This is a genomic window from Corynebacterium sp. LaCa_205 (assembly GCF_057458085.1).
The window spans coordinates 1,481,913-1,507,979 of record NZ_CP190931.1; the positions used below are offsets into that span (position 1 = coordinate 1,481,913).

General features: G+C 57.8%; 24 protein-coding genes. 8 read left to right on the forward strand and 16 right to left on the reverse strand.

Features of this window, described 5'->3' with window-relative positions; translation table 11 throughout:
* Positions 1–17: 17 nt before the first annotated feature.
* The 5 genes from ACP8J1_RS07200 to ACP8J1_RS07220 all read right to left on the reverse strand — a co-directional run bounded on the left by ACP8J1_RS07200 (position 18) and on the right by ACP8J1_RS07220 (position 5,046).
* Positions 18–1,331: a DUF4921 family protein gene (locus ACP8J1_RS07200; RefSeq protein WP_023021325.1), complete on the reverse strand. Its 1,314-nt coding sequence runs from the start codon at positions 1,329–1,331 to the stop codon at positions 18–20.
* Positions 1,332–1,358: 27 nt separating this feature from the next.
* Positions 1,359–2,111 (reverse strand): ABC transporter permease, encoded by a 753-nt coding sequence (locus ACP8J1_RS07205; RefSeq protein ID WP_023021324.1) that lies wholly within the window; start codon positions 2,109–2,111, stop codon positions 1,359–1,361.
* 45 nt (positions 2,112–2,156) lie between these two features.
* Positions 2,157–3,056, reverse strand: coding sequence for an ABC transporter ATP-binding protein (locus ACP8J1_RS07210; protein WP_034655868.1), 900 nt, complete (start codon positions 3,054–3,056; stop codon positions 2,157–2,159).
* Positions 3,057–3,122: 66 nt separating this feature from the next.
* A complete protein-coding gene (locus ACP8J1_RS07215) occupies positions 3,123–3,866 on the reverse strand; it encodes a response regulator (protein ID WP_023021322.1) in 744 nt (247 codons plus the stop codon).
* Positions 3,859–5,046: a sensor histidine kinase gene (locus ACP8J1_RS07220; protein WP_023021321.1), complete on the reverse strand. Its 1,188-nt coding sequence runs from the start codon at positions 5,044–5,046 to the stop codon at positions 3,859–3,861. Before ACP8J1_RS07220 ends, ACP8J1_RS07215 begins: the two co-directional genes overlap by 8 nt.
* 67 nt (positions 5,047–5,113) lie before the next feature.
* On the opposite strand from ACP8J1_RS07220, the gene ACP8J1_RS07225 reads away from it, so the two are divergent.
* Both ACP8J1_RS07225 and ACP8J1_RS07230 read left to right on the forward strand, forming a co-directional pair.
* Positions 5,114–5,935 carry a PhzF family phenazine biosynthesis protein gene (locus ACP8J1_RS07225; protein ID WP_486696497.1) on the forward strand — a complete coding sequence of 274 codons (822 nt, stop codon included), beginning with the start codon at positions 5,114–5,116 and terminating at the stop codon, positions 5,933–5,935.
* On the forward strand, positions 5,936–7,291 hold the full coding sequence (locus tag ACP8J1_RS07230) for a protein adenylyltransferase SelO family protein (protein ID WP_023027870.1): 1,356 nt from the start codon (positions 5,936–5,938) through the stop codon (positions 7,289–7,291).
* A gap of 82 nt (positions 7,292–7,373) precedes the next feature.
* Here ACP8J1_RS07230 and mqo read toward each other — a convergent pair whose 3' ends face one another.
* Positions 7,374–8,870: a malate dehydrogenase (quinone) gene (mqo, locus tag ACP8J1_RS07235; RefSeq protein ID WP_023021318.1), complete on the reverse strand. Its 1,497-nt coding sequence runs from the start codon at positions 8,868–8,870 to the stop codon at positions 7,374–7,376.
* 264 nt (positions 8,871–9,134) lie between these two features.
* Here mqo and ACP8J1_RS07240 point away from each other — a divergent pair, with 264 nt between their 5' ends.
* From ACP8J1_RS07240 to ACP8J1_RS07255, 4 genes are all read left to right on the forward strand, one after another.
* A complete protein-coding gene (locus tag ACP8J1_RS07240; protein WP_023021317.1) occupies positions 9,135–10,166 on the forward strand; it encodes an alpha/beta hydrolase in 1,032 nt (343 codons plus the stop codon).
* Positions 10,167–10,193: 27 nt separating this feature from the next.
* Complete coding sequence (gene mtr, locus ACP8J1_RS07245) at positions 10,194–11,597, forward strand: mycothione reductase (RefSeq protein WP_023021316.1); 1,404 nt, start codon at positions 10,194–10,196, stop codon at positions 11,595–11,597.
* 315 nt (positions 11,598–11,912) lie between these two features.
* On the forward strand, positions 11,913–12,299 hold the full coding sequence (locus tag ACP8J1_RS07250) for a hypothetical protein (protein ID WP_023021314.1): 387 nt from the start codon (positions 11,913–11,915) through the stop codon (positions 12,297–12,299).
* A 47-nt stretch (positions 12,300–12,346) separates the two neighbouring features.
* The gene (locus ACP8J1_RS07255; RefSeq protein ID WP_023021313.1) at positions 12,347–12,745 is read left to right on the forward strand and encodes a hypothetical protein; all 399 of its coding nucleotides are present in this window, start codon (positions 12,347–12,349) and stop codon (positions 12,743–12,745) included.
* A 172-nt stretch (positions 12,746–12,917) separates the two neighbouring features.
* On the opposite strand, the gene map is transcribed toward ACP8J1_RS07255, so the two are convergent.
* From map to dxr, 5 genes are all read right to left on the reverse strand, one after another.
* Positions 12,918–13,787, reverse strand: coding sequence for a type I methionyl aminopeptidase (gene map, locus ACP8J1_RS07260; protein ID WP_023021312.1), 870 nt, complete (start codon positions 13,785–13,787; stop codon positions 12,918–12,920).
* Between the two features lie 79 nt (positions 13,788–13,866).
* The gene (locus ACP8J1_RS07265) at positions 13,867–15,720 is read right to left on the reverse strand and encodes a penicillin-binding transpeptidase domain-containing protein (RefSeq protein ID WP_023021311.1); all 1,854 of its coding nucleotides are present in this window, start codon (positions 15,718–15,720) and stop codon (positions 13,867–13,869) included.
* 81 nt (positions 15,721–15,801) lie between these two features.
* On the reverse strand, positions 15,802–16,965 hold the full coding sequence (gene ispG, locus ACP8J1_RS07270) for a flavodoxin-dependent (E)-4-hydroxy-3-methylbut-2-enyl-diphosphate synthase (protein WP_023021310.1): 1,164 nt from the start codon (positions 16,963–16,965) through the stop codon (positions 15,802–15,804).
* Between the two features lie 106 nt (positions 16,966–17,071).
* On the reverse strand, positions 17,072–18,280 hold the full coding sequence (locus tag ACP8J1_RS07275; protein WP_023021309.1) for a M50 family metallopeptidase: 1,209 nt from the start codon (positions 18,278–18,280) through the stop codon (positions 17,072–17,074).
* A 15-nt stretch (positions 18,281–18,295) separates the two neighbouring features.
* Complete coding sequence (gene dxr / locus ACP8J1_RS07280; RefSeq protein WP_023021308.1) at positions 18,296–19,456, reverse strand: 1-deoxy-D-xylulose-5-phosphate reductoisomerase; 1,161 nt, start codon at positions 19,454–19,456, stop codon at positions 18,296–18,298.
* Between the two features lie 177 nt (positions 19,457–19,633).
* On the opposite strand from dxr, the gene ACP8J1_RS07285 reads away from it, so the two are divergent.
* The gene (locus ACP8J1_RS07285) at positions 19,634–20,095 is read left to right on the forward strand and encodes a DUF2631 domain-containing protein (RefSeq protein ID WP_023021307.1); all 462 of its coding nucleotides are present in this window, start codon (positions 19,634–19,636) and stop codon (positions 20,093–20,095) included.
* Between the two features lie 180 nt (positions 20,096–20,275).
* Here ACP8J1_RS07285 and ACP8J1_RS07290 read toward each other — a convergent pair whose 3' ends face one another.
* From ACP8J1_RS07290 to rlmN, 3 genes are read right to left on the reverse strand one after another with little or no spacing between them, the layout of a single operon-like run.
* Positions 20,276–21,868, reverse strand: a complete 1,593-nt coding sequence (locus ACP8J1_RS07290; protein ID WP_023027871.1) for a hypothetical protein — start codon at positions 21,866–21,868, stop codon at positions 20,276–20,278.
* A gap of 5 nt (positions 21,869–21,873) precedes the next feature.
* Positions 21,874–22,704 (reverse strand): ABC transporter ATP-binding protein, encoded by an 831-nt coding sequence (locus tag ACP8J1_RS07295; RefSeq protein WP_023021305.1) that lies wholly within the window; start codon positions 22,702–22,704, stop codon positions 21,874–21,876.
* A gap of 18 nt (positions 22,705–22,722) precedes the next feature.
* On the reverse strand, positions 22,723–23,835 hold the full coding sequence (gene rlmN / locus ACP8J1_RS07300) for a dual-specificity RNA methyltransferase RlmN (RefSeq protein WP_023021304.1): 1,113 nt from the start codon (positions 23,833–23,835) through the stop codon (positions 22,723–22,725).
* A 94-nt stretch (positions 23,836–23,929) separates the two neighbouring features.
* Between rlmN and ACP8J1_RS07305 the strand changes: the two genes are divergently transcribed.
* Positions 23,930–24,337: a LapA family protein gene (locus tag ACP8J1_RS07305; protein ID WP_023021303.1), complete on the forward strand. Its 408-nt coding sequence runs from the start codon at positions 23,930–23,932 to the stop codon at positions 24,335–24,337.
* Between the two features lie 87 nt (positions 24,338–24,424).
* Here ACP8J1_RS07305 and ACP8J1_RS07310 read toward each other — a convergent pair whose 3' ends face one another.
* Positions 24,425–25,303 carry a phosphatidate cytidylyltransferase gene (locus tag ACP8J1_RS07310; protein WP_023021302.1) on the reverse strand — a complete coding sequence of 293 codons (879 nt, stop codon included), beginning with the start codon at positions 25,301–25,303 and terminating at the stop codon, positions 24,425–24,427.
* Between the two features lie 151 nt (positions 25,304–25,454).
* Entirely contained in the window at positions 25,455–26,012 is a 558-nt protein-coding gene (frr, locus tag ACP8J1_RS07315; protein ID WP_023021301.1) for a ribosome recycling factor, read from the reverse strand.
* Positions 26,013–26,067 lie beyond the last annotated feature (55 nt).

A 26,067-nucleotide genomic window follows, 5' to 3' on the forward strand; every position in this document is an offset into this window, starting at 1 on the left:
TGCCCAGCGCGGTCTGTTTAGCGCAACTGCGGGTTATATAGCAGGCTATTGCGTTGCACCGAGCACTCCGTCGCCACGCGTATTGAGCCGGAAACATGTCCGGATTCGCGCAGGGGGTAAAGCTGGCCTACTACCCTATCGCGCAGGTCCCAGGGCGAAATGGTGTTGAGGTAGATCTTGGTACCGCCTTCGAATCCAGCGAGCGTAGAAATACGTAACTTGATAAGAATGCGCCATGGTTGGGCAACATCGACGTCTGCGGGCTTGTGGTGCCATTCCTCATTGCAGGGCACCTCGCGGCCTACTGCGGCGTGGGCAGCGTGGACTAGATCGCTCATGGCACGAATTTCTTCTTCCGACTGCAGCCACGGCTCGCAGGTTGCGGACTTGGAGTACACCTCCAATGTGGGATAACGGTGTCCGAAGCCGGCGAAGAGGACAGCACGGTCGTTTTCCGCGATGACGAGATTGCGGCTAGCGGCATAATCCACCGCCCACTCGTTGTACATGTTCATATTGCTGCGCAGCATCTGGACCTCTCGGTGAGAAGCCATACCGCGATCATCAATAGCAACGAGCTGCTTGTGCAGGTGCTCGAAGGAAGCACCGGCTGGCTGCAACCAGTTTTGGAATGCCACCACGTACGGGGCGTAGCGGTTGCGCTCGTAGAGATCCCGCATGGCGTCGATAGTCAGCTGCATAAAGAGCAGGTGTTCTTCAGCGCTTAGCGTGCCCGAAGATGCCAACTGCGAATCATCCTGTGCGCCGCGCTCAAAATGGCGGCCAGCCACGATGACGTCGTGACCGCCGGCGAAGAATCCAGCAGCCTGGTCCACCAGTTCTTCTTCGCTTGTCTCAGGCAAGTGCGCTGCTTTGCGCTTCGTGCGCACTATCTTGAGCACATGTTCCCGGCCGACCGGATCGCTAAGGTAGTTCTCCATGCGCTGGCGGGTTTCGGCATCCATCTCAAAGCCGTAATTGGCATGCCAATAGTCATAAGAGACGATTTCAAACAGATTGGGGATGCGCCGAAAGGCCGGCACTGTGTGATCGTATTCCTGCAAGGGCAATCCACGCACAATCCCGCCGGAAGGCAGAATGCGTGCCTTTTCCGGCGGGGTATCGGTCAAGCGCCCAGAGCAAAAGGCGCAGCGATGGCTAAAGTCTTCCTCTTGCAGTGGCTGCGGGTTAGCTACTGGTACAGACAGCGGGCGGTTGCCGCGGCCTGGCACGGTCCATACCTCGGTTCCCGAGAACGGGTTGACCTGTTTGACCGTGCCATCCCGCATGGTTTGGATGGGCTCAATGCGGGCAAAAAGTGCATCACTCATGCCCACTAGGGTAGTAACGTCTAGTACCTATTTCGCAACAGAGCGACGACGCGCCACCGCACAGGACCCACCAACGGTGAGCACGATCATCACGATTAGAACGACAGCGGCGACAGCTCGAGATTGCTCATCACCACTGCGGTTGGCGCCCATTACTAGCCCCCAAGCGTTGGCATCAGGTAGCACGCGGAGGATAGCCTTAGCCCAAGGAGCGCTAACGGCATCGAGGGCGGTTTCAATGACGAAATACTCTGCCACGAGAATCATCGCTGCGAATGCACCACTGCGCAAAAGGTAGGCCAAGCTGGTAGCTAACAGGATAAAGACAGTCCACTCAACGTAGGCAAGGATGAACCCATTGTTATCCGGCCAATGCATAAAGCTGTCAAAATTGAAATCACCTCCGAAGGCAGTAATCAACAGCGTGGCTACCACCATGCCCAGTGTGGCCGCGAGCAGTAGCGAAAAGGTGATGATGAAAAATTGGCTCAGCACTATACCTACGCGGCGATTTGATGAGAGGTATGACCATGAAACTGTTCCTTTACTTTGGTCGCCGCCTACCATCATGGCGGCAGCAAACACCATCACGACAATGGCGAGTGAACCGGAAATAGACACATCGACAGCCTCGAACTTGCCGTCGACCGTACCATTGAAGTCATTCGCCCAAGCCAACAAGACAGCGCCGGCAGCCATGCCAGCTGAAACTACGGCGAGGTATATCCAAGTAGAGCGGAGCGAAAATAGTTTCCGGGATTCAGAAATCAGAGCGTTCATGTGAATCTATCCTTTGCAGATGGAGCGTGTTGTGCAGGTGAAAAACTATGCAGAGCGGTAGGCCACGTGGTCGGCTGTCGCGCCGAGGTAGGCCTCTTCCAGGGAGGGCTGCTTGCGTTCCAAGCTGGAGATGAGAATGCGGTTATCCAGACAGATGCGGCCGATGTCGGAGCCTTCGAGGCCGCGCACGCGCAGGACCTCACCGTCAAAGGAGGTCTCCGCATCGGTGCCGTGCAACAGCCGCAGGAGTGCATCGGGCTGGTCCACAATCACTTCGAGGCTTGCGCCTCCCGTGCCATTGACAAACTCCTCCACGGTGCCCTCGCCCAGCAACTTGCCCTTGCCGATGACCACGAGGCGGTCTGCGGTGAGCTGCATCTCCGAAAGAAGGTGGGAGGAAACCAACACGGAGCAGCCGGCCTCGGCGAATTCGCGGATGCGGGCACGCATCCAGTGCACGCCTTCGGGGTCGAGGCCGTTGACGGGTTCGTCAAGAAGCAAGTGCTTCGGCTCGCCGATGAGCGCACAAGCAAGGCCCAGGCGCTGCTTCATGCCTAGCGAATAGCCGCCCACGCGCTTGGTGGCTACCTGGGTCAGGCCGACGCGGTCCAGGGTGTCATCCACGTGGTTCATGGACACGCCCTGCAACGCGGCCATGTAGCCCAGGTGAGCACGGGCGCTGCGGCCTGGGTGGAACCAGGTGGCGTCCAACAAGGTGCCCACCGTGGTAGCGGGATTGGACAGCCCGCGGAAGGGCGTGCCATCAAAAGTCGCGGTGCCGGAAGTCGGATTCTCCAACCCCACGCACATGCGCATGGTGGTGGATTTGCCAGAACCATTCGGTCCGAGGAAGCCGGTGACTTGACCGTCTGGGACCTCAAAGGAGAGGTCATCTACTGCTTTAAAGGAACGGAAATTCTTGGAAAGGTGTGAAACTTTGAGCATGGTTTCCATCGTGCCGCCTGACCAGCACGAAGTAACCATCCTCGGGAGTGATTTAGCGGGTCATACCTAGGGATGAGACAGCAGCTCCTCCACCGAGACCACGCCATGAGTTAGGGCATACAGCACGGCATGCACACGGTCGCGCGAGCTGGTCTTAGTAAGAATATGGCGCACGTGGGTCTTGACCGTGGCCATGGACACGAACTCGCACTCCGCGATTTCGGTATTCGAATACCCCAGTGCCATCAGCTTGAGGACGTCCAGCTCGCGTGGCGTGAGATCTTCGGCCGGAGGGGCGGTAGCTGCTGCCGCAACAGGGGTGGCATGTAAATCGGGCTGTGCTGCAGACTGTTCGCTGCGCAGTTGCTGCAGCACCTGGGCGGTAATGCGCGGTGAAAGGACGGCCTCGCCGGAATGTACGGTACGAATAGCGGCGAGGAGTTCCTCCGGTTCGACGTCTTTGAGCAGGAATCCAGAGGCCCCAGCGGAAATTGCTCCGTGGACAAAATTCTGGTCATCGAAGGTGGTTAACATAATGACCTGGGTGTCCGGGAATTCCGGCAGCAGCCTTTCTGTGGCGGCGATGCCATTGACGCGGGCCATCTGGACATCCATAAGCACAATATCGGCAGGTTGCGCGCGGGCGAGGTCGAGGACTTCATCGCCATCGGAGGCCTGCCAGGCAACGTCCAAATCCTCTTGGGAGCCAAGGAGCATGGCGAACCCGGCGCGCACGAGGGGCTGATCATCGACTAGGCCGATACGGATGGGGCCAGCGGGCGCACCTGTTGGCTGCTCAGGGTTAGTCATTGGGTACCTCCACGGTAATAAAGAAGTGTCCATCCTCGGTGCGGGTAGCAACGCTGCCGCCATAGGCCTTGACACGCTCGCTCATTCCAATAAGTCCGTAGCCGGGCTTGTGATTATCCGGCATGCGTGCGGCCGGATTTTCGGCACTCAATACTAGGCCGTTTCCAGTAGAGCGGAAACGCAGTACTCCCCTTTTATCACGCGAATGCTTGATCATATTGGTCAAAAGTTCTTGCACCACGCGGTAGACGGTGAATTGGTAGAGTTCGTCGCTTTCGGTCGGCAGGTCCTCCAGCCCGTGCACGGTGATATCGAAACCGGTCCGGCGCGCTTCCGAGATGAGACCGGCAATATCGCTCGCGCCGGGCGCCTTGGTATCGGCGCGGGAATCACCATCTCGCAGCACGGAGAGCAAACCGCGCATCTGTTTGAGGGAATCGCGGGAGGTAGAGGCGATGGTCTCCAAGGCTTCTGTGGCCGCTGCGGGATTTTTGGCGGCGGCGAACCGGGCGCCGTCGGCAAGGGCAATAACGCCCGCTAAATTATGCGCCACGATGTCATGCATCTCGCGGGCAATGCGGTTGCGCTCTACCGCGCCGGCCATCTCCGCACGTTCAATCAGCAGCTGCTGGTCGTCGCGCTTTTTGCGGTCATTGGTGCCCAGCAAGAAGAAAAATCCCATGACCGGCCACGCGATGATAACGACGAAGCCGAAAGCAGGCAGAGGGCCGATGCTGTTGGCATCTTCCAGACCAAAGTCGATGCCATCCATGAGTCTCCGCCCATAAAGGTCCGCTGCAGTGGCCGCCAAGGTGCCTAAGGCAATCCACCCTATCCAGAACCGTTGTAAGCGCTTGGGTGAATGTGCACCTATAAGAAATACGCAGTATGCAACTGGGAAGAAGTGAGCGTTACCCATGGCAGCCAGCGGGGTAAAGATACACACCGTTAGTATTACTGCGATGAAGCCAATGGCGTACTCCTTGAGCTTGGGGTGCAGCCATAATGCTAGTGGAATACCGACTGCATAAAGCACGAGGACCAACATTTGGAAAGGCGAGGATCCATCAATAACACCTTCTGCCACCCGCACCGAAGAAGTCCAGAAAAACAGCGGAATGAGAATTCTCCACGGTGGGCCTACCCACGCGCGAAGTGCATCGGGCCATAGCTTCTTCATGACCTTATAGGCTAGCGCAGGCTTTAGGCTATAGTCCTCATCCCTGGGGCTGACTAGACTGGCGGGCATGCAGCACGAGTTCTTTGAGGTTGATGTTTTTGCCACGGGTGCCTTTAGCGGCAACGCCCTAGCGGTGTTAGCCGGCGCCGATGGGCTTAGCGCCCAGCAGATGCAAGCAATCGCGAACTGGACCAACTTTTCTGAGACCACCTTCTTGCTCGAACCTCACGACGCCCGCGCGGACTACCGCGTGCGCATTTTCACCCCGTACGAAGAGTTTGACTTCGCTGGCCATCCCACCTTGGGCAGCGCCGCTGCATGGCGCGCCCTAGGCAATCACCCGCAGTCGGAGGGAACTATCGTCCAAGAATGCGGCGTGGGCTTGGTAACCGTCCGCCAAGAGGGCGAAGTCTTTTCCTTTGCTACCCCGCCGCTGCGCCGCGAAGAACCGCTGACCCCAGCGGAGCTAGAGGAGGCCTGCGAGGGGTTGGGGCTAGAAAGCGCCGACATTGTGGACCATGGCTGGGTGGACAATGGCCCAGGCTGGCGCTTGCTCCAATTGCGCGATACCGCCGCGGTGCGCGCAGTTAAGCCGCGGGCCAAGAGCCCCAAGGTCGGCATTGTAGGGCTCAATGCCGCAGCCGCGGAAGGAGAACCTGCTTATGAAGTTCGGGCATTTACCACCCAATTCGAGGATCCTGTTACGGGTTCTTTCAATGGCGGCGCCGCGCAGTTTATGCGCTCGCGAAACCTGGTGCCAACGCGTTATACCGCAACACAAGGCAGCCAGATAGGCCGAGCGGGCGAAGTATTTATCAACGATGACGGCACGGATATCTGGGTAGGCGGGCGCGCCCATATTCGCGTGCGCGGAACACTGGAGGTTTAGATGCAGCTACACCACGATTTTGCCCAGAAGCTTCCCCACCTGGTTCGCCCCACCGAGGGTGAGGAGCAGCCGAACCCAGAGATGGTCATCCTCAACGAGGAACTGGCCAGGCAGTTGGGCTTTGACCCGGACTGGCTGCGCTCCTCCGAGGGAATCGAGTTCCTCACGGGTCGCGCGGGCGGACACGCCATGGCCTATTCTGGCTTCCAATTCGGTGCGTTTAATCCGCAGATGGGAGACGGCCGCGCCATGCTTTTAGGCGAGGTGGAAAATGACGGCCAGCTGTGGGATCTCCATGCCAAGGGAACTGGGCTGACCCCCTTTTCCCGCCTAGGCTCTGATGGCCGCGGAACGCTTTCTTCCATGCTGCGCGAATACCTAGTTTCCGAAGCCATGCATGCCTTGGGCGTGCCCACCACCCGAGCACTAGCGGTAATCTCCACCGGCCGGCCCATCCAGCGCGGCCACGTACAGCCCGCCGGAATTGTGGTGCGCGTGGCTGCGAGCCATATCCGGGTGGGCACCTTCCACCTAGCCGCGCAGACGGATTACACACGTCAGCTGGCCGACTACGCCATCGCCCGCCATTATCCCGGGTGCGACTACCGGGACTTTTTCCTCCAGCTGATGGATGCACAAATTCGCACTGTATCCCAGTGGATGCGCTTAGGCTTCATCCATGGCGTGATGAATACGGATAACACCACCATCTCCGGCGAGACGATTGACTATGGACCGTGTGCCTTCATGGAGTCCTATTCCCCGAGCACGGTATTTTCCAGCATCGATACCCAAGGCCGCTATGCCTTTGGCAATCAACCCTCCATCCTGGGCTGGAATCTAGCGCGCTTGGCGGAGTCCCTCCTACTGCTCTTTGACTTGGATTTGAATAAGGCCATGGACTTTGCGCAAGAGTCAATCAACGGCTTCACAGATCGCTTTGAGGCCCAGCGCAAGGCAGACATGGTAGCAGCATTGGATACCTCTCCAGACATCCTCTCTGCTTATTCCGCTGCTATGCAGCTCAACGGCCCAGATATTACGCTGGCCCACCGCGCTCTTGCCGACGCCGCCGCGGGCCACCCCACCCCCGCCCGTGAGCTTTTGCCCGAGGGAGACTTTTTGGATGAGTACCTAGCGTCCTCGCCCGATCCATCCCGCGTTAATAGCGCGATGCCGCGGGTTATCCCGCGCAACCTCGCGGTGGAAGCTGCCCTTAACGCTGCAGAACGCGGGGACATGAGCCCCTATCAAGAACTCCTCCACGCGGTAACCCACCCGTGGGAGCCCAACCCCTCATTCGAATCGCCGGACCCTAATGGTCTGGAGGGATACCTCACCTACTGCGGCACCTAGCTCCTGTCCACCGGGCCCAGACCGAATAACCCCCTGTACCGTCTCATTGCGGTACAGGGGGTTGCCTAGGCAGAAGCTGATTCTAGCGGTCTAGCTTCAAGGTCTTCTGGGTGTACTCCCACATCTCGTCATAGAGCTTTTCATCGTTGCGCAGCTTGATGCCATAAGACGGAACCATCTCGCGGATCTTATCCGCCCAATCGATCATGTGCTCGCCGAAGCAACGCTCCAGCAGCTCCAACATGACGGCAGGGGTAATGGATGCGCCCGGGGATGCACCGAGCAGGCCGGCGATATTGCCCTCCTGGTTATTGACCAGGGTGGTACCGAACTCGAGGGAGCCGAACTGCGGGGCACCTGCAGGCTTGATCACCTGGACGCGCTGGCCGGCGATGACGGTCTCCCAGTCGCTTTCCTTTGCCTCCGGGACGTACTCGCGCAGGGTCTCAACGCGGTCGGAGAAGTTCTTGCGTACCTCGTCTACCAAGTACTTGGTCAGGCCGAACTCCTGGACGGCAACGCCAAGGTAAGAAGTGATGTTATCCGGGCGGATGGACTTAAATAGGTCCAGGTAGCTGCCCTTCTTCAGGAACTTCGGGCTCCAGCCGCCGTAGGGGCCGAATAGCAGGCCCTTCTCGCCGTCGATAACGCGGGTATCCAGGTGAGGCACGGACATTGGCGGGGCGCCCACAGCAGCCTTACCGTAGACCTTCGCCTGGTGCTGCTCGATAAGCTCCGGGTTCTTGGAACGCAGCCACAGACCGGATACTGGGAAGCCTGCGTAACCGGCAACTTCCTTCACCTTGGCCTTGCGCAGCAGATCCAAGGCATAACCGCCAGCACCCACGAAGACGAACTTAGCCTTGACTACCGTGATGTCACCGGTGTGCTTGTTCTTGGAATAGACCTTCCAGGAAGAGCCATCGCGCTTGATGTCGATGACCTCATGTCCGTAGCGGATCTCGGTGCCGGAGGCCTTAGCCGCGGTCAGGAACTGCTTGGTCAGCGCGCCGAAGTTAACGTCAGTGCCGGCATCGGTCCAGGAGATGGCTACCTTATTGGAGAAATCACGGCCCTGCGCCATCAGGGGCAGCTTCTCCGCAAAGACAGAATCATCAGCGGAGAACTGCATGCCTGGGAACATGTGCTTCTCGCTCAAAACGTCATAGCGACGCTTAAGGTAGTCAACCTGAATTTCGCCCTGTGCGAAGGACACGTGCGGAACCGGGTTAATAAATTCGCTCGGGTCGGTAAGAATACCGTTGTTGAGCTGGTGAGACCAGAACTGGCGAGACTTCTGGAACTTCTCATTAATCCCCAGAGCCTTGGAGATATCAATGCGACCATTCTTCTCCGGGGTGTAGTTCAGCTCGCACAGTGCGGAGTGGCCGGTGCCGGCGTTATTCCACGGGGAGGAGGACTCCAATGCGGGGCCGTCGAGACGCTCAAAGACCATCTGGGTCCAGCTAGGCTCCAGCTCGCGGAGCATTGCGCCCAAGGTGGCGCTCATGATGCCGGCACCAATAAGTGCTACGTCGACCTCGTCTACAACCTGTGCTGTCTTCTTAGCGGAGGACACTCTGTTATTACCTCTTCGAATTGAAAATAGATATCCATCGGCGCGGTCTACGCCTTGACTTATAGCGCTTAGCGCCCCGCGCCACCATCGTTGCACTAAGACAACCTGGCAGTGCGTCACGCGTTAAGGCCTTACTCTACGCTTTTCTTATGCAATTTGGGATTTCTCCCCCAGACCAGTGACAAAAATGTGGGAATTTCCGCCCCCACTATCTACACCCCAGCACCAGCACCATAAATCCTTTATTACACCTAGAATCGAGGCATGGTTACACACTCCCCGGTATGGGGCCCAGACAAACTCGGCCCCGACTATGAAGCTGCCACCATTGACTTGGGCGCAGACCCCGACGGCGAGGGCAACGTGGTCACCACGCTGGTGCACTACGCGCCCCAGCAGGCGGGCGATGCGGCACGCGAACCATCCGCTGCCTCATCGCGCCCGGCATTGGTGTGGCTACACGGTATGACCGACTATTTCTTCCACACCCACGTAGCCGAGCACTTTGCCGCCCAAGGTTATGACTTTTATGCTGTCGATCTGCGCAAGTGTGGTCGCTCGCGCCGCTCCGGCCAGTCATGGCACTATGTATCGGACTTGGCGTTCTACTTTGCTGACCTCACCGCTGCACTCGATGCCATCCCTAATGATGAGGTTATCTTCATCGCTCACTCCACCGGTGGCCTCATCGCCCCGCTATGGATGGATCATCTGCGCCGAACCGACTACGAACGCCACCAGCGCTTGAAGGGGCTCATCCTCAATAGCCCGTGGCTCGACATGATGGGCGTACCCGGCCAGGTTCTTACCCCGCTCAAACCGCTGTTGTACGCACTTGGCCGCATCGTCCCCAGGACTCCCCTGCCCGGTGGCAACTTCACCGCCTACGGCGAGTCTGTTCACCAAGATTTCTACGGCGAGTGGGAATTTGACCTCCGCTTTAAGCCACTGGCTGGCCATAAGAAGTATGTTGGCTGGCTAGCCGCAGTATTCCATGGCTTTGATGCCATCCATAGCGGTCGTATCGATGCCGGCGTACCAATTTTGACGCTGCAGTCCACTCGCACTCAACTGGGCCGGCCTTATTCCGATAGCGCGAACCACGCGGATGTCATCATCGACGTTGCCCAAACGCGCCGCTGGGCAAAGGAACTAAGCGCCCACTACACCTTGCACCCCATCAAGGGCGCTAGGCACGATGTTTTTCTATCCCTTCCGGATCCACTGCAAGAGGCCTTCAACGCCTGCGATGAGTGGTTGCCCACCGTCTTAGATTCCGCTAAACCCGTCCAGTAATTTAGTCCCTATATATAAGGAATAAACGTGACTTCTTCACACCAGAACCATACGCCCGCGGCCGAGGAACATTTTGACCTCATCATCATCGGCACCGGCTCCGGAAACTCCATCCCTAGCCCGGAGTTTGATGACCAAAAGATCGCCATCATTGAAAAGGGTACTTTTGGCGGTACCTGCCTCAACGTGGGCTGCATTCCCACTAAAATGTATGTCTATGCCGCCGATATCGCCGTGGCCGCGCGCGAGGCCGGCCGTCTAGGCCTAGATGCTCAGGTCAATAGCGTGGATTGGGATTCCATCGTGGACCGCGTCTTCACCAACCGCATCGACCAGATTGCCAGGGGCGGCGAGCAGTACCGCCGCGGGGAGGAAACCCCAAATATCACCGTATTTGACGAGCACGCCCGCTTTATTGGCCCGAAGACTATTCAGACCGGCGAACATGTCATCACTGGCGAGCAAATCGTCATCGCGGCCGGCTCCCGCCCGGTCATTCCAGAGGTCTATGCCAAGTCTGGCGTGAAGTACTACACCAATGAAGACATCATGCGCATGGACCATCAGCCACAAAGCCTCATTGTGGTGGGCGGTGGCTATATCGCCATGGAGTTTGCCCATGTCTTTGACGGGCTCGGCACGGAGGTCACCGTGGTCAATCGCTCCGAGACTTTGCTGCGCCACCTTGATGATGATCTATCTAGTCGCTTCAATCAGATTGCTCGCGAGCGCTTCGACGTCCGCATTGCCAATGGCACCCAGCTCGAGAAGACCGACAAGGGAGTGCGGTTGGAGCTAGATGATGGCACCTCTATTGAGGCAGAGGCCATTCTGGTTGCCACTGGGCGCACCCCCAATGGCGATCAGATGGATGTGGATAAGGCAGGCATTGAGCTGCTTGCCGACGGCCGCGTAAAAACCGATGAGTTCGGCCGCACCACTGCCGAGGGCGTATGGGCGCTTGGCGACGTCTCTTCGCCGTACATGCTCAAGCACGTAGCCAATGCCGAGATGCGCTCCGTACAGCACAACCTGCTGCACCCAGAAGACCTCCGCCCGCTCCCCCATGACAATGTCCCTGCCGCCGTCTTTACCCACCCGCAGATCGCAACGGTGGGCCGGACCGAAAAGCAGGCTCGCGAGGAAGGCTTCGATGTCACCGTCAAGGTGCAGAACTTTGGCGATGTTGCCTACGGCTGGGCCATGGAAGATAAAACCGGTATATGCAAGCTAGTGGCAGACCGCGCTACCGGGCAGCTTCTCGGAGCTCACTTGATGGGACCGCAGGCTTCTACCCTCATCCAGCAATTGATTACCGCGATGGCCTACTCGTTGGACATGCGGGAGTTCACCCGCAACCAATATTGGATTCACCCCGCGCTACCAGAAGTAGTGGAAAACGCCCTTTTGGGACTGGAGTGGCAAAAGTAAATTGTTACGTGACCTTCCTCATACATACCCAGATTTTCCCAGCTTCCAGGGCATATTCCCATTTCACGCCAAGGAAGTCACATTCGTGACTGCAGGAAATTCACCACCATTTAGGGACACACGTTATTTTAATGGATGAAATTCCGGTCTTTGACGCGCAAAAGGACAAGAGTTTTACTAGATTTACTGGGGGCACCGGCTCGAGCCGATACGAACACGGCTACCGCGTGTTTCTGTATGTTCCCTGTACATTCAATAACACTTTGGTTTCCCAGTGTGGAAGCCTTGCAAGTACGACCTTTAAGGAATTTTGATATGCGTATCCGCAATGCAGCTATCGCTGGCGCAACCGCTCTCGCCGTTGCCTTCGGTGGCACCACCGTTGCTTCCGCTGACGAGACCGTCAACCAGAACGGCAACGAAATCACCGTCCAACCGCAGAACCCATCCAACACCGCAAAGGGCGGCGACGACGACAACGGCAAGTCCGGCGGCTCCCTGTCCTCCGAGCTTGGCCACAAGCTTGAAGGTGACAAGGCAGCTAACGCTGTTGGCATCTTCGGTTCTTCCAAGGACTTCTCCGGCCAGCCAGCATGGGCAAAGGTCTTCTACGGTGCTACCGTTCTAGCAGGCGTTGGCGCCCTGCTCGGCGGCATCATCGGCCCTGTTTACAACTTCTTCGTACACGGCCCTTCCTTCTAAGCAACAGCCACTCGGCTCAATCAAAAATTCCGAAAGGTATTTTCACAATGCGTAACTTCCGCACCGCAGCCGTTGCTGCTGCTACCGCAGTCACCGTAGCTTTCGGCGGCACCGCAGTTGCTTCTGCAGAGACCCCCTCCACCAACGAGAACACCACCTCCTCCTCTTCTTCCAGCTCCCTCACCCAGCTGGGCAAGGACTGGCGCGCATGGACCGAGGGCGAGGACGGCAAGCCTGTCGTAACTCCTGACGACCAGGTCACCGGCGAGGACATGTTCGGCACCGAAACCTCCGAAAACATCCCGGAGTGGGCTTCCAACTGGAAGAAGGGTGCTACTGCACTGGGCATCACCTCCATTGTCGGCGCAATCATCGGCGCTTACAACTACGCCGTTTACACCGGCATCGTCCCGCAGCACATCTTGGACCCAATCTTCCGCCGCTAATTATTAGCCGCAGGTTGGCTCTAGATAGCTAGGGCTTGCAGGGGCCCCTTTGCTATGTGCAGCTACGTGCTGAGTGCTGATGCCTTGCGCGGGACGTCGGCAAGCAAAGTACGCAAAAGGCCGCCTCCACTTCCCCGCTTGGGGTCGTGGAGGCGGCTTTCGTTAGCGAAGCTTAGTCTTCATCGGGGATGGTAAGGATTTCGTTGCCGGCCTCAGTAATGACGAGGGTGTGCTCAAACTGGGCGGTGAACTTGCCGTCCGTGTTTTGGACGGTCCAGTCATCATCCCAGATCTCGTAATCCAGCGAGCCAAGATTAATCATCGGCTCGACGGTAAGCGTCATACCCGGCTCGAGGATATCGCGGTAGACGGTCGAGTCATGGTGCAAGACAACTAGGCCGTTGTGGAAAGTCGGGCCGACGCCGTGGCCGGTAAAGTCGCGCACGACGTTATAACCAAAACGCTTGGCATAAGACTCGATAACTCGACCGATGACGTTAATCTCACGGCCAGGCTTGGCAGCCTTAATGCCGCGCATCGTGGCCTCTTTCGTGCGCTCTACCAGCAGGCGGTGCTCCTCGGAGACATCGCCGGCAAGGAAGGTAGCGTTATTATCGCCGTGCACCCCGTTCTTATACGCGGTGATATCGATATTGACGATGTCACCATCTTCAATCACGGTGGTGTCTGGGATGCCGTGGCAGACAATCTCATTAAGGGATACGCAGCTGGACTTAGGGAAGCCGCGGTACCCCAGCGTAGAAGGGTAAGCGCCGTGGTCACACATGTATTCGTGTGCCACGCGGTCTACATAATCAGTAGTTACCCCCGGCTTAACGGCCTTTCCAGCCTCCTTGAGGGCGTTGGCCGCAATCTTGCAGGCCTCGCGCATCTTCTCAATGACCTCTGGGGACTGGACATAGGGCTCGCCAATGCCCTCTTGTACCTCGTCCTTCCACACGTACTCTGGGCGCTCAATGCTTTCCGGAACGGTGAGGATCGGAGTGGGCTTGCCTGGCTTTAGCTTTCCTCGATTGCTCATGGTTTCCCATGGTAGTCCTCTCCACCGCAAAGGCGAGAGCCGGGGTCGGGAGCGCGACTATAGGGGTAGCGTGGCCGCGCTACCCCTCGGCCGGCGGCGCTGCACCTTCGTGCGGACCGGAGCGGTAGGCATCGACCTTCTGCAAGAAATTGCTGGTGATATTGACCGAGGCATCGGAGCCGCCACCCAAAACCACGAGGGTGGCAAAGGCAATATCATCTTCTTCCCGGTAGCCGGTAAACCAGGCGTGCGAGCCTTCATTGATTTCCGCCTCACCGGTCTTGCCATAAATGGTGCCGCCAGCAGCCATGCTGCGCGCGGTACCGCTGGTGACCACTTGGCGCATCATGGCACGGACATTGTCCAGCACGGGCTTGGGAATCTGCTGCGGTTTATCGGATGCTTTGGTCTTGTGCCCCTCGATAAGCGTCGGTGTGGGCGTTTTGCCGTTGGCAACCGTGGCAGAAACAAGGGCCATGCCAAAAGGACTTGCCAAGTCGTAGCCCTGACCATATCCGGATTCAGTGCGTTCCAATGGCTCCTTTCCGTCTGGAATAGAGCCAGTGATGGTCGTCAACCCGGGGATGTCGTACTCAACGCCGAAGCCAAACTTCTTGCCCATATCCTTCAACTCACCAGGCTTGAGCTTGGTGGAGATATCCGCAAAGGTGGTGTTACAGGACTGCGCGAAGGCTTGGCTAAGCGGAACACTGCCCAAAGAAAAGGAATTGTAGTTGGTCACTACGCGGCCATAGATATCCATAGTGCCCGGGCACGGAACGATGGTATCGGTATTTAGGCCCTGTTTGTCCACGCCAGCCGCGGCGGTGAGAATTTTGAAAACAGAACCGGGTGGGTACTGGCCTTGGAGGGCGACGTCGCCGTCCTCATCAGCCTTCTCGGTTTGCGCTACGGCCAAAATATCGCCATTGGAAGGTCGGATGGCTACGAGCATTGCCTGCGAATCGGCACGCTCGTTTACCGCTTCTTGCGCAGCGCGCTGCACATCGTAATCGAGACCAACCTTGATCGATGGCGCAGCATTGGGATCATGCTTTTCGACGTCCGAGAGTGCCGCACCATTTTCATTGACCACGGAAATGGACCAGCCAGTTTGACCATCGACCTCGTCTTGGACCGCAGAACGCACGCGCGACATGAGATCGGGCGCAAGACCGCGGTCGCGGGTAACCAAGGCTGGCTCCTCGTTGAGGCGCACACCGTCCATGCCTTCCACCTTGGGACGCACAGCCTTGGCTTGGTCTTCTGTGAACATAGTTACGGAGAAAGAACCATCCGCATCCTCCAATTTCTTGGCCAAATCCTTGGCATCAATCTCTGCAATTGAATCATCCTGACGATGGGCAGCTGCCAACGCACCGCTAATCTTTGCCGCGGTAGGGCGCACATCCTCCAAGGAACTGGTATCTACCACCAGCCGGTAGTTCAGCCCTGGGCTCATCAATTCCACTCCATTGGAAGAGACCACGCTGGCACGCTTTGCCTCCAATGCGCGCAGTTCCAAGTGCTGGTTTGCGCCCAAGTCTGGGTGGATAAGGCTCGGCTTCCAGCGCACCGTCCACTCATCCTCGGTCTTAGTAAGCGTCATCTGCGTGTCATAGCTCAAGGTGCGTTCCTTGGGCAGATCCCAGGTGACCTTGTAGTTCGCCGTAGCGAGGTTCTCGTCTTGATCGACACCTTCTAGCTCAATATCGAGCCCCTCGGCCTGCAGGCCGGAGTAGGTGGCGTCCAGGGCGGCGGTGGCGTCAGAGGGGGAATCGGTAAGCGCGGCCAAACCGTCGTTATTGCGAGATTCCATCCCTTCGAGGAATTCCTCCGCCACCGGTTCTGCAGATACCGGCTTCGGGGTACAAGCAACCACGCTGGTGGAAGCGAGCGTGATAGTTGCAACCAGCGCGACCAACTTCTTCATGTCTTGGCACTCTAGCAGCGCAAGAGCTAAAAAAGACTGCCCCACACCGAAGTGCGGGGCAGTCTACTTAATGTGGGTGGATTACTGGGTTACGCGAACCTCAGCCTTAGCGCCTTCCACGGCCTCCATGCCCTGCTCATCGGCAATGCGCATGGCTTCTTCAATGAGGGTTTCTACAATCTTGTCTTCCGGCACGGTGCGAACGACCTCGCCCTTGACAAAGATCTGGCCCTTACCATTGCCGGAAGCAACGCCGAGGTCAGCATCGCGTGCCTCGCCCGGACCGTTGACAACGCAACCCATAACGGCAACGCGCAGCGGGAACTCCATGCCCTCCAAGCCAGCGGTAACTTCCTCTGCCAGCTTGTAGACGTCCACCTGAGCGCGGCCGCAGGAAGGGCAGGACACGATCTCCAACTTGCGCGGGCGCAAATTGAGCGACTGCAAGATCTGGTCGCCTACCTTGATCTCCTCTACTGGCGGCGCGGACAAGGACACGCGAATGGTATCGCCAATGCCCTCTGCCAGTAGCGCGCCGAAGGCAACCGAGGACTTGATGGTTCCCATGAACTTCGGGCCTGCCTCGGTCACACCCAAGTGCAACGGATAGTCAGTCTTTTCCGCCAGCTGGCGGTACGCCTCCACCATCAGGACAGGGTCGGAGTGCTTGACGGAAATAGCGATATCGCCGTAGCCGTGCTCCTCAAACAGGCCAGCTTCCCAAATGGCGGACTCGACGAGTGCCTCCGGGGTGGCTTTGCCGTACTTTTCCAGCAGGCGCTTATCCAAAGAACCACCATTAACTCCGATGCGGATAGGAATGCCGGCATCGCCTGCAGCCTTTGCAACTTCCTTCACGCGACCGTCGAACTCGCGGATATTGCCCGGGTTAACACGGATGGCGGCACAGCCGGCATCGATGGCTTGGAAGATGTACTTAGGCTGGAAGTGGATATCCGCAATCACCGGGATGGGCGACTTCTTAGCAATGGCCGGAAGTGCTTCCGCATCGATGGGCTTAGGACAAGCCACACGCACGATATCGCAGCCGGAAGCGGTCAGCTGCGCAATCTGCTGCAGTGTGCCATTGATGTCGTGCGTCTTCGTATTGGTCATCGACTGCACCGAAATTGGGGAGTCAGAGCCGACACCGACCGGGCCCACCTGCAACTGCCGAGTCTTACGGCGCGGGTGCAGTACTGGTGGCGGGCCGTCTGGGATTCCTAGACCGATGGGGGTCGACATGAATTCTCCTTGTTGAAGCACAGAAATTTATAAGGTGGGTGATTAACGCCCCCACTCTAGCACTGCTTGCTTTATGCCTGAAGTGCGCGCTGTGGGGACACGGCTGCTAACCAAATAGCCGGATAGGGTTAACTACATCGGCGACGATAACGATGACGCCGACGCCCATCAGCAGTGCGGCCATCACATAGGTCACCGGCATCAACTTGGTGTAATCGGCCGGGCCCAAGGCCGGCTTGCCCGCGAGCTTGCGGATACCATCGCGCAGCTTTTCATAGATGATGACGGCGATATGCCCGCCGTCGAAAGGCGGCAACGGAACTAGGTTAAATAGAGCGAGGAAGAAGTTCAGCGTTGCCAGCATCATAAAGAACATCGACCACAGGGAACGCTCCGCCAATTCGCCGCCCACACGGGAAGCGCCGACAACGGACATCGGGCCGTCAGCTTCGCGTTCGTGGCCAAAGATGGAGGCCACCACGCCCGGCACCTTGCCAGGAAATTGCTTGAGGCCATCTACCGTTGCTTCCAACGAGTAGGTACTAAACCGCCACGTTGCTGGTAGCGCGTCAACAGGGCCGTGCTTTTCGACGACATCGATAAGCTGATTGCTCAACCCGATAGAGCCGGCATCTATAAGTTCTCCGTCCTTATTGAGCCGCTTAACGGTATCCAGGTGGACTGGGATGTCTTTATCTTTTCCATCGCGCTCAACTGTCAGCGTGATGGTGTCACCAGGACGCTGCATTACCTCATCGCGCAGCTGGGTAAAAGAGTCTATCTTCTGGCCCTCGAAGGCGACGATGATATCGCCCTCCCGCACACCGGCCTTTCCGGCGGGGCCTGGACCCGTACACTTTTCCAGCTCTTGGTTCGGCTTCTGATTGGCCGAGCAGGTCACCTCGCCTACGCGGGGGCGCACATCGGCATCCGGGTTGGGCAGGCCAGCCGTCATCGCGACAAAATAGAGAATGATAAAGCCCAAAATCAGGTTGACGACAATACCGCCTGCCATCACAATGATGCGCTGCCACCATGGCTTTTTATACATGGCGTGGGGTTCTTCGTCCTCGGTGAGGAATTCATCCTGGGCAGTCATTCCGGCGATATCGCAAAAGCCGCCCACAGGGAAGGCCGCCAGCCCGTATTCCGTGTGCCCCTGCCGGAAGGAAAATACGCGCGGACCAAAGCCGATAAAGTAGCGGCGCACGCGCATACCAAAGGCACGCGCGCTAAGCATATGGCCTGCTTCATGCAGCGCTACGGTAAGCCCGATGCCAAGGGCGAAAAACACAATGCCCAGCAAATTTGCCATGGTGTGAAAAGCTTTCTAGTCAGCCAGCGAATCAATCAGCGCGTTCGCGCGCCTGCGCGCCTCGCCTTCTACTGCGAGGATTTCATCGAGGCTAGAGACTACACCAGCAAACTCAGAAGCGGAATCAAGGACCTTGCCCACTACGTCCACGATTTCTGGAAAATGGATACGCCTGGATAAAAATGCGGCCGCCGCTTCCTCATTGGCCGCGTTATAAATGACCCCCGTTCCCTCGGCCGCGGCGCGCCGGGCGAGATCGACGGCGGGAAAGGCGGCATCGTCAAGCGGCTCAAAGCGCCACTCATGCGCCTGCGCAAAATCTAAGGAAGGCTGCGCACCCGGCACGCGGTGCGGCCAATTCAGCGCCAGCGAAATCGGCAGCTTCATCGACGGCGGCGAAACTTGGGCGATGGTGCAGCCATCTTTGAAAGTAGCCATAGAGTGAATAATGGACTGTGGATGCACGGTGACATCGATACGCTCAGGGTCGATGTCAAAGAGCAGCGTCGCCTCAATGAGCTCCAGACCTTTATTCATGAGCGTTGCTGAATTGAGGGTATTCATCTGGCCCATAGACCAGGTCGGGTGCTGCGCCGCCTGCTCTGGGGTCACGTCCCACATCTCTTCGCGCGACCAACCACGGAAGGGACCGCCTGAGGCGGTAAGAACAAGCTTATCCAGCTCCCCTTCCTCGCCGGCGCGCAGACACTGCGCCATGGCGGAATGTTCCGAATCGACGGGAATGATTTGACCAGGGCGCGCGGCCTGGGTGACGAGCGTGCCACCGGCGACGAGGGATTCCTTATTGGCCAAGGCCAAGTACTCCCCCATCTCCAGCGTCGCTAGAGTGGCTTTAAGGCCGAGGGATCCCACTAGAGCATTGAGCACAGTATCGGCCGGAGTCGAACGCACTAGGTTCTCTGCAGCATCGGCGCCACTTAATACCGAACCGCCTAAGGCAGCGGAAACCTCGGCAGCAGCATCCTCTTTAGCCACTGCAACGTGGTCAAACGAAAGGTTGAGGCGACGAGCCTGTTCAATGATGAGCTGCGGGTTGGAGCCGCCCGCCGCGATTCCCACCACGTCGAATTTATCGGGATTATCCGCAATAACTTCCAGAGCCTGCGTGCCGATTGAACCGGTGGAACCAAGAATGAGTATTCGCTGTGTAGTCACCCTTCCACCCTAGCGCCCATCACCACGGGGCGGGCATGGCAGGTAACCAGTACTGCGGCGGGGGTGTTTAATCGCCATCTAAGGCGCGATGATTTAGAATGTGTAGCAGACAAATGGCATTGGTGTGCCCGCACGCCCATCGCGCAGACGGGCATACGCAGAAGCGAAGGAGAGCAAGTGTCTTCCCACAAGCCGGTACCGCAGGTATATGACGGTGTTTCTACTGAGGACGTCCCATCCGCAGGATTCGGTTGGTCCCGCATCAGCCGCTCGGGCGTGCAGATCGCCGGTTGGATTTCCGTTCTCTTCTTGATCGCCTACCACTTTGGTAATCACAAGGGCCACGTTGAGACTGTCTGGCTCGTCGTACTGACTGTCCTGCTGGTAATCGGCCTGCTCATTCATGCTTTCCAGCCTAAGCTGCACCAGGTGCGCACCGTGACCGCCCGCAACCAGCCGGTGGGCCACCAGGAGCCAGACTGGGTCTACGACCAAAAGACCAACACCGGTGTGTACGCCGAGCTGAGTGATTCCCAGCTGCGCGCGCTGAATATCGAGCCTTCCCGCGTTTCTCACCTGCGCGTTGAGCCAGGCACTAACAACGCCACCCCGGTTTCCTCCAGCAAGCACGCGCTCTAAGCTTTCAGCACACTTTAGCTACCGCCGCCCTTCCCCGCGAAGGTCGGCGGTTTCTTTTAGCCTCCGCTTGCCGACGCCTCTCCCCTTACTCAGCGCTCACTCTGCTGGGTGCCGCCCTGCCCACACCCACCCTTAGCAAGAGCGCGGTGTGGGCGATACTTGCTAAGAAGCGCCCGAGTTTTAAGACACCCAGTGGCCCACCTTGGCGTAGATCTCGGGCAGGGTGTTATCGACGCGCTTGCCACTGACCCGCAGTGCGAGGACATAACACGCAACAGGCACGGCTATGACGAGTACAAACCCCAGCGCGACCAGCACCATGTTCGAGCCGTAGCCGATAGCCATTGGGATGACGCCTGGGATGATGGGCGTCCAGCCAATAAACAAACTCAAAATAGCGCTTAAGAAGGCGCTAGCCGAGTAGCCGGATTTATCCGCCCACATATTCCCGCCAGGCCGCGCGGTGGCAAAGGGATTAAAGGTGGTGAGCAGCAATGACAATCCGGCGGAAGAAATGAAGATTCCCAGGGCAGCAACCACCAAACAGGCAGTGAGAGCTTTATCCGCGCTTAGCGCAAAAAGCAGCATCGCCGTGAGCACAACAATTATGGCTGAAAGCACCACGTGCGCCCAGTGCCGCGCGTAGAGCAGCGTGCGCGGACGAACTGGGGCGGCCATCTTTACCCACAGGCTTGGACCGTCATAACCAAAATCATTGGTGGCGACGATTCCGCCTATCAGCCCGAGGAATAACAAACCTACTGAAGATAAATCGGAGTCAGTAGCAAAGCCCTGGATAATCAAGACGACTGCCAGAATTGGCTGCATGATAATGCTGCCAATAAGGCGGGAGTCACGGAAAATATAGCGCAGCGAGCGCGTAAATTCCATGGCAGCAGGGCTGCTATAGGAAAAGGAACCAAGGGAAAAGCGGCTTATCCCCTTGGACTTCTCACGGTGATTGCGTGCCGACGGGGAAACCGTACGGTGCTCGAATTGCCGCCGCAGCAATTGATGCCACGCCCACACAGCTACGCCCAGCGTTACTACGGCGATGAGAAATTGTGCGCAGGCTTCCACCATTTCGCCCTGAGCAAGCGCAAGCGCCCAACCCACCGGTGGTCCAACAGGCGTCCACGCTAGTCCTTCACCTACCGTTCCCAAAGGGAAGTCAGAGCCCGCGAGGGAAGAAAGTTTAGTCGAGCCGAAGATAAGCACGAACACCGCCACCGAGCCCAAGGCCTTAAGCTTCGTGGAACTAAGCTCCGCGACAGTTGACCCGACATGAACCGCAAGATCCACCAGCACCAGCGTCAGTACAAGGGCGAAAAGCATTCCTAGACAGAAAGGCAAGATGAACAATGCCTTCCCGTTTGCCGCCAGGATCACGCTTCCGGCCACCGCATAAGCAATGGACAGCAAGACTGAGACCGGGGCACGCAGATTAAGCACCGAGGCGATAGCGAGTGCCGGTGTGATGTCTTTCAGCCGCAGCGGAAACGCGGAAAGCTCGCGGGCAGATAGCTGGTTCTCTCCGCTGGGCATGATGAGGGTGATAACGATGAAAGCCAGCGTGCCAAGACCAGGGGCCACGGTTAAGGCTTGCACGTTCCCAGTTCCGGTGGAAATATCTGCCGCAGCAAGAGCGGCGAGCGATGCTAGCCCGATGAGTCCATAGAGCAAAAGGCAGATCGGGATCATAACCGCTGCAGCATTCGCTTTAAGGCTTCGCACCCATAGTGTGCGGTGCAGCTTGAGAAGCGTCGAAGTCATTGCGTCTACAACTCCCCTTCCCCGCGCTGCGTTGTGCTGCCTTCGCTGCGCAACCACTCGAAAGAGTCCGCATCAAATTCACTTCCGCCGGCGAAGTGAATGAAGGCATCCGTCAGGCTGCCGCCTTGGCGCACATCTTCCACGTGGCCGGCGGAGAGCACCTGGCCACCGGCGATGATGGCTACGTGATCGCATAAGCCTTCCACTAATTGCATAACATGTGAAGACAGGATTACTGTGCCTCCGCGGGCGACATAGGCGCGCAGGATCTCTTGAATAAGCTGCCCCGAAACGGGATCCACTGCCTCTAGGGGCTCATCTAGTATCACGACCTCTGGGTTATGCAGGAGCGCGCCCGCCAGAAGTATCTTTTTAGTCATGCCGGCGGAGTAGTCCGCGATGGGTTTATCGGCGGCGTCGGCAAGCTGCAAGGCATCCAAAAGCTGTGCGCTGCGGTGCTCGACTTCGGCTTGATTCATGCGGCGCAATGCGCCGAGATAGAACAAGTACTCTGGGCCCGATAAACGGTCGAAGACCGGAGCGCCGTCGACAAGCAGGCCCATGGCCGCCTTGGCTGGCAGTGGCTCCTGCCAGGTATTGTGCCCGGCGATAAAGGCCTCGCCGCTATTTGGGCGCAGGAGGCCACACGCCATGGTCAACATGGTGGTTTTGCCCGCGCCATTGGGGCCAACGATGCCATAAATAGAGCCCCGCGGGATGTCGAGGCTCAAATTCGACACCACGGGGCGTCCAGCGAAAATTTTGTTCAGACCGCGCACGGCAAAGGCCTGCGTGGTCGGATCATCTGCAAGTGGCGGATAATTCGGAACAATCATGTCCGCCAATCTTATCAGTTAGGCTGACTTATCTTCCCGCTCATCCGCTGCAAGCTGACCACAAGCCGCCGCAATCTCATCGCCCTTTGTATCGCGCACCGTGCAGGGAACGCCTTGGGCTTGCACGCGACGCACGAACTCGTCCTGGCGGTCTTGCGGGGCCGCATCCCATTCTGAGCCCGGCGTGGGGTTCAGCGGAATAACATTAACGTGGACCTTGGAGCCCAACTTCTGGTGCAACTTGCGCCCCAGCATATCGGCGCGGAAATCCTGGTCATTCTTATCGCGAATCAGGGCGTACTCAATGGACACGCGGCGGGCGGACTTATCCGCATAGTAGCGCGCGGCATCCAGCACCTCATCAACAGACCACCGGTTGTTGACCGGCACTAGACCGTCACGCAGCTCATCGTCCGGAGTGTGCAAGGAAACGGCCAGAGTGCAGGCCAAGTCTTCGTCCGCAAGCTTGCGAATTGCCGGAGCCAAGCCCACGGTGGAGACGGTCACGTTGCGCTGGGAAAGGCCAAAACCCGTACCATCCTGGCCAGTAATCTGACGTACGGCCTGGACCACGCGCTTATAGTTGGCCAGCGGCTCACCCATGCCCATAAAGACAACGTTGGACAAACGCCCACCTTCTGCAGCCATGGCGGACGCAGCGTGGCGGAATTGCTCGACAATCTCGCCCGTGGACAAGTTACGATCAAGGCCGCCCTGGCCAGTAGCGCAGAACGGGCAGGCCATGCCGCACCCTGCCTGGGAAGAAATACACAAAGTAGCGCGACCTGGGTAGCGCATCAGCACTGATTCCAGTAGCGTGCCGTCGTGCAACCGCCACAGGGACTTAGTGGTCTCGCCGTCGTCCGTGGAGGTGGTCCGGATGGGTTTCATCAGCTCAGGGAAGAAGGCTTCCTTGACTGCTTCGCGCTTGCCGGCGGGGATATCGGTCATATCCTCGACGTTGTCGGTGTAGTGCTCGTAATAGTGCTTAGCCAGCTGCTTCGCACGGAATTTAGGTAGGCCAATTTCTGCGAGCTTGTCAATGCGCTCGTCTTCGGTCAGGTCCGCAAAATGCTTAGGAGGCAATCCGCGGCGCGGGGCGGAAAAGTTAAGTTTCACTGGTTGAGCCATAATATTGCCCATCTTTCCACGGTCTGCGTGGGATTTTCCAATTGGAGGCCGTGCCAAGTGGCATAATCGACAGGATTAAAGAAATAATGGATACATGACAAATCCAAATTATCCTGCAGATGATTTTTCTTCTTCCGACGCAGACCTCTCCTCGGCGGAGCTGAACGCTTCTGCACCGGAGACTAGTTCTGACCTAGAACCAGCCGTTTCTGACTCTACTTCTCACTCCACCCAGCCCTCTGGCAAGGCGAAGGGATCTTTCGCGGCCAGCACGTGGATGGCGCTTATCGTAGGATTCCTGCTGCTGATTGTCCTCATTGTGTTCATCATGCAAAACCAGCACGAGGTTCCTATGAACTTCCTGGGCTGGTCTGGCGAGTTCCCCGCCGGAATTGCTTTCCTCATTTTTGCTATCGGCGGCGCACTCATCATGGCGCTAGTCGGTGGCTGGCGCATGTTTGAGTTGCGTCGCCAGCTACGCAAGCAAGCGCAGCAGGTATAAATCTATATAAAAGCCGCCTCTCCCCTGTTCTGCCGTCTTTTTCGGGCAGTTTATACGGGAGAGGCGGCTTTTGTTTGTCTGATGTTCCTATGGTGTAAACGTAGACAGGAAGCTAATCGCTACCCAGGTGACCATGGCAGAAGGTAGCATGCCATCCAAACGGTCCATGAGGCCGCCGTGGCCGGGCAATAATGCCGACATGTCTTTAATACCCAGCTCGCGCTTAAATTGGGATTCCACCAAGTCTCCCAAGGTGGCACAGATAACTAGACCGAGCCCCATCAGGCCACCCACCCAGGCATCGTGATGGAGCAGAAATTTCACCGTGAGCGCACCGGTCACCACGCCGAAGATGATGGACCCACAAAACCCCTCCCACGATTTTTTAGGGCTCACCGCAGGTGCCATGGGGTGCGAACCAAACATCACGCCCGCAACATATCCGCCGGTATCGGAAGCCACAACGCACAGCATAAAGACGACGATGGAGGCAGCCCCACTGGAAAATGGAGTCGACACCAGCGACAACATGGCTGCGAAGGTGGCAAAAAGCGGAATCCACGTCAGCACAAAAATACCGACGGACATATCGCGCAGGTAGTTGATAGGCGGACGATGACGACCGTTATGGAAAAGGCGGCCAAACATAAGTGCCAGCACCGCGGTGACATAGACTGCTACCAAGCCCGGCGCCCCCAGGGGCCATGAGATCCACACCATGGCTTGGCCCAGAATGATAAGCAGCGTACGCGGAACATAGTAGGAATGCTCCCGCAGGCGGCTGAGGACCTCCCACATGGCAACGCCTACTGCAAGCGCTACGACCGCATACCAAGCCAGCGGACCAGCCCACACGGCAAGCACCACAAGAGCGCCGAGCCCCACGCCAACACCGATAGCGGCCGGCAAGTCGCGGCCTGCACCATTCTTTGGCTGTGGCAATCGGCGGTTTATGGCGTCACTCACCGTGACCGGCTCCTTTCGCTGTCTTGTGTGATTCCCCGGCTAACTTGCTCAGTTCCGCCGGCTCTGCCCCGTTTGTGGGAGCGGCGGGCCTTGGAACAGAAAAAGCGCCGCCGGCCGGGGAGACAGGCACGGCGGCAACAAAGCGGAGGTCCTAGACCTCCATCAGCTCGTTTTCCTTATTCTCTACCAAGCTGTCTACCTGCTCGATGTAGCCGGAGGTAATCTTTTCCATTTCCTTTTCTGCTGCGATGACTTCGTCCTCGCCGGCATCGCCGTCCTTTTGCAGCTTCTTCAACTGCTCCATGGCCTTGCGGCGAATATTACGGATAGCGATCTTGCCATCCTCACCCTTGCTCTTAGCCAGCTTCACCATTTCTTTACGGCGTTCCTCCGTCAACTGCGGGACAGTCACGCGAAGAACCTGACCATCGTTGGTGGGATTGACGCCCAAATCCGAGTTGCGGATGGAATTTTCAATCTCATGGATCATGGACTGCTCATAAGGCTTGATGAGCAGCATGCGCGGCTCTGGTACGGAGATGGTAGCCATTTGGGTAATCGGGGTGGGAACACCGTAGTATTCGGCTACCAAGCCGTTGAACATGGCGGGGTTCGCGCGGCCGGTACGAATGGTCACCAGCTGCTCGCGGGTGTGCTCGACGGAAGCGGTCATGTGCTCTTCTGCTTCGAGCTGAATCTCATCGATCATGAGGCTAAATCATCCTTAAACGAATAGGGGTGGCTGTATAAAAAGGTAGCAGGTT